Origin of the sequence: Sphingomonas sp., assembly GCF_042091075.1 — a bacterium.
Lineage (GTDB): Bacteria > Pseudomonadota > Alphaproteobacteria > Sphingomonadales > Sphingomonadaceae > Sphingomonas.
Map to the genome: position 1 here is coordinate 1 of NZ_JBELIE010000120.1, position 9,914 is coordinate 9,914.

Consider the following 9,914-nt stretch of genomic DNA (forward strand, 5'->3'; position numbering starts at 1 on the left):
CGTTGGAATGACCGCCCTGGTCGCTCTCCTTCCCACCACGGAGCCCTCATAGGGCTCGCCGTCCGGCTCGTGGTCTCCCTGGGCGCGCGCCTTGCCCGGCTTCCCCCCACCGGGCCCACGGGGGGGGTGGTCGCCCTGGGCGTCGTCTGCGGGATCGCCGGGGCGATGCTGTGGGGCCGCACGCTGGATTTCGTGCTGGCCCGCCTCGCGCCGCGCGCGCGCTGGCGGCGGAGCGACGATGAGGGCGATGCGCTGTACGACGATCAGCAGGATGTGGCGGAGGACGACCTGCCGTTCGCTGCCGCCCGCCCGCCCGCCCCGCGCGCGGTGGCACAGCCGATCGACCGCCCCGCCCCGGTGATCAGCGATCGCACCCTGGCCCCCTCCGCCGCCGCGCGTCCGAAGGAACAGCAACAGCGGCTTGACCTGCGGGACAGCTTCGCTTTGCCCTCGATCGACCTGCTCAGCCCCGCCCCCGCGCATCAGGGCGGCCCGATCGACAAGGCCGCGCTGGAGCGCAACGCACGGCTGCTCGAAACCGTGCTCGACGACTTCAACGTCAAGGGCAATATCACCGAGGTGCGCCCCGGCCCGGTGGTGACGATGTACGAGCTGGAGCCCGCCCCCGGCATCAAGGCGACCCGCGTGATCAGCCTTGCCGACGATATCGCGCGCAATATGTCCGCGATTTCAGCGCGCGTGGCGACGATTCCCGGCCGCACCGTGATCGGCATCGAACTGCCCAATGCCAAGCGTGAGATGGTGTCGCTTCACGAACTCGTCGCCAGCCAGGCGTTCGAGGACCAGTCGGCACAACTGCCGGTGATCCTTGGCAAGAATATCGCGGGCGATCCGGTGATCGCCGATCTTGCCCCGATGCCGCACCTGTTGGTCGCCGGCACCACCGGCTCGGGCAAGTCGGTCGGGCTCAACGGCATGATCCTGTCGCTGCTGTACCGGCTGACCCCGGATCAATGCCGGATGATCATGATCGATCCGAAGATGCTCGAACTGAGCATGTACGATGATATCCCGCATCTGCTGTCCCCCGTCGTCACCGATCCCGCCAAGGCGGTGCGCGCGCTGAAATGGGCGGTCGAGACGATGGAAGATCGCTACCGGCAGATGTCGTCGGTCGGCGTGCGCAGTCTGGCGAGTTTCAACGACAAGGTTCGCGCCGCGCGCGCCAAGGGAGCGCCGCTCGGTCGCCGCGTCCAGACCGGCTATGGCGAGAATGGCCAGCCGATCTATGAGGAAGAGCAGCTCGATTATGACGTGCTGCCGCAGATCGTCGTTATCGTCGACGAGCTGGCCGATCTGATGATGACCGCGGGCAAGGAAGTCGAATTCCTCATCCAGCGGCTCGCACAAAAGGCCCGCGCCGCGGGCATTCACCTGATCATGGCGACGCAGCGTCCATCGGTCGACGTCATCACCGGCGTGATCAAGGCCAATCTGCCGACCCGCATCAGCTTTCACGTCACCAGCAAGATCGATTCGCGCACCATCCTGGGCGAACAGGGCGCCGAACAATTGCTGGGGCGCGGTGACATGCTCTACATGCCTGGCGGCAAGGGCATCGTGCGTGTCCATGGCCCGTTCGTCAGCGACGACGAGGTCCGCGCGGTCACCGATCACTGGCGCGCGCAGGGCACCCCCGACTATATCCAGTCGGTCACCGAGGAGCCGGAGGAGAGCTTCGCGCTCGACGGCGCCCCCACGGGCGAGGATACGGCGGAAGATCAACAATATCGTGCCGCGATCGCGCTGGTTTGCGGCAGCCAGAAGGCGTCAACGTCGTGGCTGCAGCGGCAATTGCGCATCGGCTATAACTCCGCCGCGCGGTTGATCGAGCGGATGGAGAAGGACGGCGTCGTCAGCCGGCCTGACCATGTCGGGCGGCGCGAAGTGCTGCGCGATACCGATGGTCATCCGTTGTGACGGGCGGAGCATAACGCGCAGCATGTGACAGGCAGCGATTTGCGAGATCGCCTGCGAAGGTATATATTCATCACAGTTGCCGGGACCGCCCGCAACATGATGGTCGGCCCGGCTCCTTTGGAGAGGATGGGTTATGACGATCCGTCAAGCGACACATCATGGTGCAGTGGTGGTATCCGCCCTTGTCCTGTTTGCGATCGTGGTGCTGCTCGCGCAGTTGATCGCGACGGGCATTATCACGGTTGGCGAATTGCTGATCCGATAGGCGGGTACGCACCGGCGATTGATCCGGGCGGAGGGTGTTGGCGCCCCCTGCCCGGATCGACCGGTTATCGCAGATGTTCGGCGAAGAAGGCGGCGGTCCGTTCGTCCGCCTGGATGGCGGCGGCATCAGACCGGCGCTTGCCGAATTCGGTGGCGAAGCCGTGATCCTCGCCCGGGTAATCGTGCAGCGTCACCTTCGGATGATCGTCCAGCCCGGCGTGCATCGCCGCCTGCGTTTCCTTGTCGACGAAGCCGTCATCGCCCGCGATGTGCAGCATCAGCGGATGCGCGATCGCCTGTTTCTCGCCCAGCAAGCCATCGATACCGACCGCGTAATAGCCGACTGACGCATCCACGTCAGTCCGCGCGGCGGTCATATAGGCGAGGCGACCGCCAAGGCAGTAGCCGACCGCCCCGACCTTGCCGCCGCCCGTCGCCGCACGCGCGTAGCGGATTGCCGCCTCGATATCGCGGATGCCGGCGTCCTGATCGAAATCACCCATGATTGACAGGGCGCGCTGCATCTCCGGTTCGATATCGGGGTCCAGCTCGATCCCCGGCTGCATCCGCCAAAACAGGTCGGGCGCGATCGCCAGATAACCCGCCTCCGCCAGGGCATCGCACTTGCGCCGGATCCCGGCATTGATCCCGAAAATCTCCTGTATCACCACGACCGCCGCCGTCGGCGTCCCGGCCGGATCTGCGCGATACGCCGGCATCACTTGCTCATCGAGCGTCGCGATCGTCACATTCGTCGTCATCACTCTTCTCCCTGTCGCGCGATCCTGCCTCGTCGCTGCGCGATCCGCCAGCGTTTGGCAGCCATAGCCGTTCCGCCTGGAAAAGGGCCTATCCCCGTTGGCGAGACGATACGATGACACGGCACGACCAGTGGTCGGGAATCGAGCTCGCCTGACCGGCGTTGCGATCGCGGCGCGTTCGGGGGCATACAGAGCCGCAGGTGATGGCGCGCGAATGGCGCGCTCAAGGGAGCGCCGCCGGATGAAAGTGACGATCGAAGTCGACTGCACCCCCGAGGAAGTCCGGCGGATGATGGGCCTGCCTGATCTGACCCCGATCCACGATCGCTATCTCGCCAAGATGCAGGAAGCAATCGAGGGTGCAGCGGTCGGCCCGGAGATCGTCGGCGCGATGATGAAGAGTTGGGCGCCCGCCACCGACGCCGGGCTCGATATGTGGCGCGCGCTGTTCAACGCCGCCGGCGGCGCCGCCAAATCCCAGGAGTGAGCGACGCCCCCGTGACCGACACGATCTTCGCGCTGTCGAGTGGGCGCCCGCCCGCCGCGATCGCGGTGATGCGGATCAGCGGCCCAGCGGCGCGTGATACGGCGCGCGCGTTGACAGGCGTCGTTCCCCCGCCCCGCACCGCGACGCTCCGCCGCGTGCGGGACCACGACAATGCAACGCTCGATCAAGCGCTAATATTGTTCTTCCCGGGGCCGAACACCGCGACCGGGGAAGATCTGCTCGAACTGCACCTTCACGGCGGGCGCGCGGTCGTCGCCGCCGTCGAGCGAGCGCTTGCCGCCCTGCCTGGCGTTCGGCTGGCACAGCCCGGCGAGTTCACTCGCCGCGCGCTCGAACATGGGCGGATCGATCTCGTCCAGGCCGCAGGTATCGCCGACCTGCTCGAAGCCGAAACCGAAAGCCAGCGCCGTGCCGCGGTCGCCGCCAGCGAGGGAACGATCAGCCGCGCAGTGCTCGAATGGATCGATCGCCTGAGCATCATCGCGGCGCGCGTCGAGGCTGATATCGATTTCAGCGATGAAGCGGACGTCGCGGACGACGCCGCTTATGTCCCGCGTGACGATATTACCGCGCTGGCGACGGCGATGGGACAGGTGCTCGACCTCCCCAGCGTCGAGCGATTGCGCGACGGCATCACGGTGGTGCTGGCCGGGCCACGCAACGCGGGCAAGTCGTCGCTGTTCAACGCGCTTCTCGATCGGGAAGCGGCCATCGTCACCCCGATCGCGGGGACGACCCGTGATGTGATCGAAGCGCCGGTCATACGCCACGGCATTCCCTATCGCCTGATAGATACGGCGGGTCTCACCGAGGCATCGGTCGATCCGGTCGAGCGGATCGGGATCGATCGCGCCGCGCGGATGATTGATTCGGCCGATCTGATCCTGTGGTTCGGAGCGCCGCAGCACGCCCCCGCCCGCGCGATCAGGTTGAGCGGCAAGAGCGATATTTCCCCGGTCGACCCGGCGGCGGATCTCCCTGTGTCAGCCCACGATATTGCCTCGGTGCAAACCGTCTGGACCATGATCGAGCAGCGGGCGGGACAATATCTGGGTGGCGACAGTGACCTGGCACTCCGGGAGGAACAGCGCCGTTTGGTAGCTGGATGCCGCGACGACCTTCTGATCGCTGCGTGGCAAACCGACCCGCTGCTGATCGCCGAACAGTTGCGCGTTGCCCTGGGCCAGCTCGCTGCGCTATTGGGGCGCAACGCCACGGAAGCGATGCTCGACGCTCTGTTCGGACGCTTCTGTCTCGGGAAGTGAATGTTCCACGTGAAACACTATGATGTTCTGGTTGTCGGCGGTGGTCATGCCGGCACCGAGGCAGCCGCCGCAGCCGCTCGCCGTGGCGCGCGGGTCGCCCTCGTGTCCCAACAGCGATCGCAGATCGGCACGATGTCGTGCAACCCCTCGATCGGCGGGCTCGGCAAGGGGCATCTCGTGCGGGAGGTCGACGCTCTCGACGGAATGATGGCCCGCGCGGCGGACGATGCCGCGATCCATCATCGTATGTTGAATCGCTCCAAGGGGCTAGCGGTGCGCGGCCCGCGAATCCAGGCCGACCGCCAACGGTATCGCGCCTCGATCCAGCGCCAGCTTGCTGCCTATCCGGCATTGGACATCATCGAGGCAGAAGTCGCTGCGCTGCAATATGCCAATGGCCGGATCTCCGGCGTCACTCTTTCTGACGACGCCGCGATCGGCGCCAATGCCGTCGTTCTTGCGACGGGCACCTTCCTGGGCGGCCGGATTTATCGCGGTTCGGATCGCATTCCCGGTGGCCGGATCGGCGAGCGGCCCGCGACGATCCTGGGCCAGCAGCTTCGCTCACTTGGTCTACCGATCCACCGGCTCAAGACCGGCACACCCCCTCGCCTCGACGGTCGCATGATCGACTGGGCGCGTCTGGCGCCGCAATTCTCTGACAGCGACACGTGGCGCATGTCCTTCATGCCGGGTGGAGCGCGATTGCCGCAACTCGCCTGCGCGATCACCCGCACCAATATCGCCACTCACGACATCATCCGTGCGGGCTTGGACGATTCACCGCTGTTCTCCGGGGCGATCGAAGGGCAAGGCCCGCGTTATTGTCCCTCGATTGAGGACAAGGTGCATCGGTTCGGTGACCGTGACGGCCATCAGATCTTCCTCGAACCCGAAGGGCTCGACGATCCGATCGTCTATCCCAATGGCATCTCCACGTCATTGGCGAGCGATGTGCAGGAGAGGATGATCGCGTCGATCGAGGGCCTTGAGCGCGCGGTTATCACGGTGCCGGGCTATGCGGTCGAGTATGACTATCTCGATCCCCGAGCGCTCGATCACCGTCTCGCGCTGACAGCGATCCCCGGTCTTTTCTGCGCGGGCCAGCTTAATGGCACGACCGGATATGAGGAGGCCGCCGCGCAGGGGCTCGTCGCCGGATTGAACGCTGCGGCGCATGCGCTGGGGTTGGGCCCGGCCACGATCGATCGTGCGGCGGGGTACATCGGGGTAATGATCGACGATCTCATACTTCAGGGCGTCAGCGAACCATATCGAATGTTGACGGCGCGTGCCGAGTATCGGCTGTCGCTCCGTGCCGACAACGCCGAAACGCGGCTTTCTCCCCTTGGGATCGACTGGAATTGTCTCCGCCCCGAGCGACTGTTCCACGTGGAACAGCGTGAAGGCCTCCGCGAACAGCTTCGTCGCGATCCCACGACGGCGTCGGAGGCCCCCATGGACTTAGCGCAAGAGGTGGAAGAGGATCGCCGGTACGCGCCTTATCTCGCCCGCCAGGCGGAAGAGATCGACCGCATGCGCCGCGATGGTCGGATCGCGATCGCGCATGGCGAACATTTGCGAGGGATAGCCGGCTTGTCCCACGAGATGATCGAACGCTTGTTGGCTGCCTCCCCGCGCACGCTGGACGAAGCCTCCCGCGTTCGTGGGGTTACCCCCGCCGCACTGGCCGCCTTGTGGCTCGACGCAAGGAAGCGCGCGTGACCGAGGACGAAGCGCGCGCTTGGGTCGCCGAGACGTTCGGAGGGCAATCGGCGGATCGACTGGAAAGTTTCGGCGCTATGGTGGCGGAGGAGAACACCCGACAGAATCTGATCTCTCCCTCGACGCTGGCGACGATCTGGCAGCGCCATTTGCTCGATTCGGCGCAGCTGATGCGCTTCTGCCCGCCCACCGCGCGAACCTGGATCGACGTCGGTACCGGCGCGGGATTTCCCGGGGTGGTCATCGGCCTGTTGTTCCCGGGGGAGGTTTTGCTGGCCGAACCGCGGGCGCGACGCGCTGAATTCCTCCTGACGGCTTGCGAGCGACTAGGGATCGCGTCCCGCGTTCGTGTTCGGCAAGCGAAAGCGGAGGCGCTACCAAGGGGTGCGTTCGACGTGCTATCGGCGCGCGCGGTAGCCAGCGTGCCCGCCCTGCTCGACATGACCCGTCACCTCCGCGCTGGCGGAAGCCGGTTGATCCTGCCAAGGGGCAAATCGGGTGAGGACGAGCTTGCGATCGTTCGCCTGCAATGGCACGGCATGTTCCACGTGGAACAGAGCCTGTCGGACGCCGAGTCCACGATCATCATCGCCGATGGAGTGACACGCTGATGTTCCGCATAGCGGTAGCCAATCAAAAGGGCGGCGTCGGCAAGACCACCAGTGCGATCAACATCGCCACCGCGCTCGCCGCATCCGGGCATATGGTGTTGCTGATCGATCTCGATCCGCAGGGAAACGCCTCGACCGGGCTCGGCATCACCCAGGCGCAACGCGAACGATCGAGTTACGACGTGCTGATCGAGCGTGGCGGCCTGAACGATGCGGTCGTCCCCACCGGCATTCCGCACCTCGATATCGTCCCCGCGACGGTCGACCTGTCAGGCGCAGAGATCGAGCTCGTCGAGCTGGAGCAGCGCACCCACCGCCTCCACCGCGCCATCGAGGATGCCGACCAGCGCTGGGACATCGTGCTGATCGATTGTCCGCCCTCGCTGGGACTGCTCACCATCAATGCCATGGTTGCCGCCGATGCGCTGCTCGTGCCATTGCAATGCGAGTTCTTCGCGCTTGAAGGGCTCAGCCAGCTGCTCAGCACGGTCGAGCGGATTCGCTCGCGGTTCAATCCCTCACTATCGATCCTCGGCGTCGCGCTGACGATGTACGACCGTCGTAATCGCCTGACCGAACAGGTATCGACTGATGTGCGCGCGGTGCTCGGCAAGGTCGTGTTCGACACCGTCATTCCCCGCAATGTCCGTCTGTCCGAGGCGCCGAGCCACGGCCTGCCGGCGCTGATCTATGATCATCGCTGCAGCGGATCGGAAGCCTATATGGCGCTGGCCCGCGAGGTGATCCAGCGCCTGCCTCGACAGAAGGAAGTAGCATGAGCGACGCCACCGCCCGCCGCACCCCGCGCAGCGGCCTCGGCCGTGGATTGAACGCGCTGCTCGGCGACGTCGCCAAGGATCAGCATGATGCCGCCGGAGAGGGGCCGGCGCGCGGCGCGGTACGGATGATCCCGGTGAGTGCGATCGCCCCGCATCCCGATCAGCCGCGCCGGCATTTCGACGAGACCGCACTCGCGGAACTGGCCGAATCGATCGCCGCGCGCGGGGTGATCCAGCCGATCATCGTTCGCCCGCACGGCCATGATTATCAAATCGTCGCGGGCGAGCGCCGCTGGCGAGCAGCGCAGCGCGCGCGGCTGCACGAAGTGCCCGTCGTCGTCCGCGACTATAGCGATAGCGAGACGCTGCAGATTGCCTTGCTGGAAAATATCCAGCGCCAGGATCTCAATGCGATCGAGGAGGCGCAGGCCTATCAGCGCCTCGTCGAGGAATTTGGCCATACCCAAGAGGCCCTCGCCAAGGCGGTGCACAAATCGCGCAGCCACGTCGCCAATCTGCTGCGCCTGCTGGATTTGCCGCCATCGATCCAGACCCGCGTCGTGGAAGGGGCACTGTCGATGGGCCACGCCCGCGCCATCCTCAGTGCCGCTGAACCGGAAGCGCTGGCCGATCAGATCGTCGCCCAGGGCTTGTCGGTCCGGCAGACCGAGAAGCTGGTCGCGGATGCCCGCCGCGGCCAGGACGGCTCGGCCACCGAACGTCCCCGTCGCGCGACCAGCGGATCACCGCACGTCTCCGGCGGCGCCGATATCGAGGCGTTGGAGCGCCAACTCGCCGACCTGTTGGGGTTGAAGGTCCGCATCAGCTTCCATCCCGATGGGCATGGCGCGATCACGCTTGACTATAGCACGCTCGAACAACTCGATATGGTGTGTCAGCGCTTGAGCGGCGAGCGCATTTAGCACCGAACGATATACAGCCCGGCCACCTGCTCTCCTCCCCAACGAGGGAGGAGAGCCGCTACCTCGCCATGCACCCGATATCGATCATTGGTCAGCCGCGCGTGGCGGCGCGCCGTGCCAGCCGCAGCAGAAAGGCATCGGCGATCACCCGCCCCGCCGGTCCGGCGGCGATAACCTCGCGTTCGGTGCGACGGGCGGCGGATTGCGCCGCGATCAGATCGTCGATCCGCCAGCGCCGCACCGCCGCCGCCGTCGCCGCTTCCTCCTTCCAGAAGACGCGGTGGCGTTTCATCACCTGCTCGATCCCCTCGCCGCCCTCCACCGCCGCGCGCATATCGCCCAGCGACACCAGCCGCCGCCCGAGCGCACGCAGCACCGGGATCGGCGAGCTATCCGCACCGCCCATCCGCCGAAGCGCCTCGGTCAATGCCATCACATCGCCGCTCGTACTGGCATTGACGACATCGCCGATCTCACCCTCGGCGATATCCGCTCCCACCGCATCCAGCACGCCTTCATCGGCATCCCTCGGGCGGTCGGGCGCGGCGTCGCAATAGAGCGCCACTTTCTCCACCTCCCTCGCCATCACCGCACGATCGCCATCGCTGCCACGCACGATCCGCTGCACCGCCGCCGGCGAGAGCCGCAGCCCCTGCGCCCGCGCCAGTTCGGATACCACCGCCGCCGCGTCCCGCGCATTCGGCGGATAACAGGCAAAGGCCAGCACACGATCGGAGGTCAGCGCCAGCTTCACCAGCTTGCCGGTCGCCTTCACCGTCGGCGCGATCATCACCACTGGATTGCCCGCCTGATCCGCCGCGAGCAGCGCCTCGACGGCATCGAGCGATTCCTCGCCCGCGCCCGTAACACGAACATACCGCGCGTCCCCGAACAGCGACAGCGATGACGCCTCGTCGCTCAGCCGGGCTGGATCGCCCCGCAGCGTCGGCCCGTCGAGATCGATCCGTTCGGCCCCCTGCCCCATCGCACGCGCCAGCCGCGCGGCATGGGCCATCGCGGTCGACTCATCTGGCCCGTACAGGAGGAACAGTCGGACATCCGCCGACGGCCGATCGAGCGCCGCGGTCAGCCGCGGCTCGGTCACCTTCATCGCCGCATCCCATGCGGCATGTCAGC

At 66.2% G+C, this 9,914-nt stretch carries 10 protein-coding genes; 8 read left to right on the top strand and 2 right to left on the bottom strand.

What is annotated here, in order from left to right:
- The first annotated feature begins 126 nt into the window (after positions 1-126).
- Complete coding sequence (locus ACFDSW_RS11985) at positions 127-1,941, top strand: DNA translocase FtsK (RefSeq protein ID WP_375250522.1); 1,815 nt, start codon at positions 127-129, stop codon at positions 1,939-1,941.
- A 133-nt stretch (positions 1,942-2,074) separates the two neighbouring features.
- Complete coding sequence (locus ACFDSW_RS11990; protein ID WP_375250523.1) at positions 2,075-2,206, top strand: hypothetical protein; 132 nt, start codon at positions 2,075-2,077, stop codon at positions 2,204-2,206.
- Between the two features lie 64 nt (positions 2,207-2,270).
- Here ACFDSW_RS11990 and ACFDSW_RS11995 read toward each other — a convergent pair whose 3' ends face one another.
- Positions 2,271-2,966 (bottom strand): dienelactone hydrolase family protein, encoded by a 696-nt coding sequence (locus ACFDSW_RS11995; RefSeq protein WP_375250524.1) that lies wholly within the window; start codon positions 2,964-2,966, stop codon positions 2,271-2,273.
- A 241-nt stretch (positions 2,967-3,207) separates the two neighbouring features.
- Here ACFDSW_RS11995 and ACFDSW_RS12000 point away from each other — a divergent pair, with 241 nt between their 5' ends.
- The 6 genes from ACFDSW_RS12000 to ACFDSW_RS12025 are packed head-to-tail and all read left to right on the top strand — an operon-like array spanning position 3,208 to position 8,777.
- Positions 3,208-3,453, top strand: coding sequence for a DUF6489 family protein (locus ACFDSW_RS12000; RefSeq protein WP_375250525.1), 246 nt, complete (start codon positions 3,208-3,210; stop codon positions 3,451-3,453).
- Complete coding sequence (gene mnmE / locus ACFDSW_RS12005) at positions 3,450-4,739, top strand: tRNA uridine-5-carboxymethylaminomethyl(34) synthesis GTPase MnmE (protein ID WP_375250526.1); 1,290 nt, start codon at positions 3,450-3,452, stop codon at positions 4,737-4,739. The genes ACFDSW_RS12000 and mnmE overlap by 4 nt, the downstream gene beginning before the upstream one ends.
- Complete coding sequence (gene mnmG / locus ACFDSW_RS12010) at positions 4,740-6,464, top strand: tRNA uridine-5-carboxymethylaminomethyl(34) synthesis enzyme MnmG (protein WP_375250527.1); 1,725 nt, start codon at positions 4,740-4,742, stop codon at positions 6,462-6,464.
- Positions 6,461-7,075 (top strand): 16S rRNA (guanine(527)-N(7))-methyltransferase RsmG, encoded by a 615-nt coding sequence (gene rsmG / locus ACFDSW_RS12015; protein ID WP_375250528.1) that lies wholly within the window; start codon positions 6,461-6,463, stop codon positions 7,073-7,075. Before mnmG ends, rsmG begins: the two co-directional genes overlap by 4 nt.
- Positions 7,075-7,854, top strand: coding sequence for a ParA family protein (locus tag ACFDSW_RS12020; protein ID WP_375250529.1), 780 nt, complete (start codon positions 7,075-7,077; stop codon positions 7,852-7,854). Before rsmG ends, ACFDSW_RS12020 begins: the two co-directional genes overlap by 1 nt.
- Entirely contained in the window at positions 7,851-8,777 is a 927-nt protein-coding gene (locus ACFDSW_RS12025) for a ParB/RepB/Spo0J family partition protein (RefSeq protein WP_375250530.1), read from the top strand. The genes ACFDSW_RS12020 and ACFDSW_RS12025 overlap by 4 nt, the downstream gene beginning before the upstream one ends.
- Before the next feature lie 91 nt (positions 8,778-8,868).
- Here ACFDSW_RS12025 and holA read toward each other — a convergent pair whose 3' ends face one another.
- The gene (gene holA, locus ACFDSW_RS12030) at positions 8,869-9,888 is read right to left on the bottom strand and encodes a DNA polymerase III subunit delta (RefSeq protein WP_375250531.1); all 1,020 of its coding nucleotides are present in this window, start codon (positions 9,886-9,888) and stop codon (positions 8,869-8,871) included.
- Positions 9,889-9,914 lie beyond the last annotated feature (26 nt).

Excerpts from the sequence above, each read along its gene's own strand:
- holA (WP_375250531.1), bottom strand. The coding sequence starts at position 9,888 with ATGAAGGTGACCGAGCCGCGGCTGACCGCGGCGCTCGATCGGCCGTCG.
- mnmG (WP_375250527.1), top strand. The coding sequence starts at position 4,740 with ATGTTCCACGTGAAACACTATGATGTTCTGGTTGTCGGCGGTGGTCAT.
- ACFDSW_RS12025 (WP_375250530.1), top strand. The coding sequence starts at position 7,851 with ATGAGCGACGCCACCGCCCGCCGCACCCCGCGCAGCGGCCTCGGCCGT.
- ACFDSW_RS12000 (WP_375250525.1), top strand. The coding sequence starts at position 3,208 with ATGAAAGTGACGATCGAAGTCGACTGCACCCCCGAGGAAGTCCGGCGG.
- ACFDSW_RS11995 (WP_375250524.1), bottom strand. The coding sequence starts at position 2,966 with ATGACGACGAATGTGACGATCGCGACGCTCGATGAGCAAGTGATGCCG.
- ACFDSW_RS11990 (WP_375250523.1), top strand. The coding sequence starts at position 2,075 with ATGACGATCCGTCAAGCGACACATCATGGTGCAGTGGTGGTATCCGCC.
- ACFDSW_RS12020 (WP_375250529.1), top strand. The coding sequence starts at position 7,075 with ATGTTCCGCATAGCGGTAGCCAATCAAAAGGGCGGCGTCGGCAAGACC.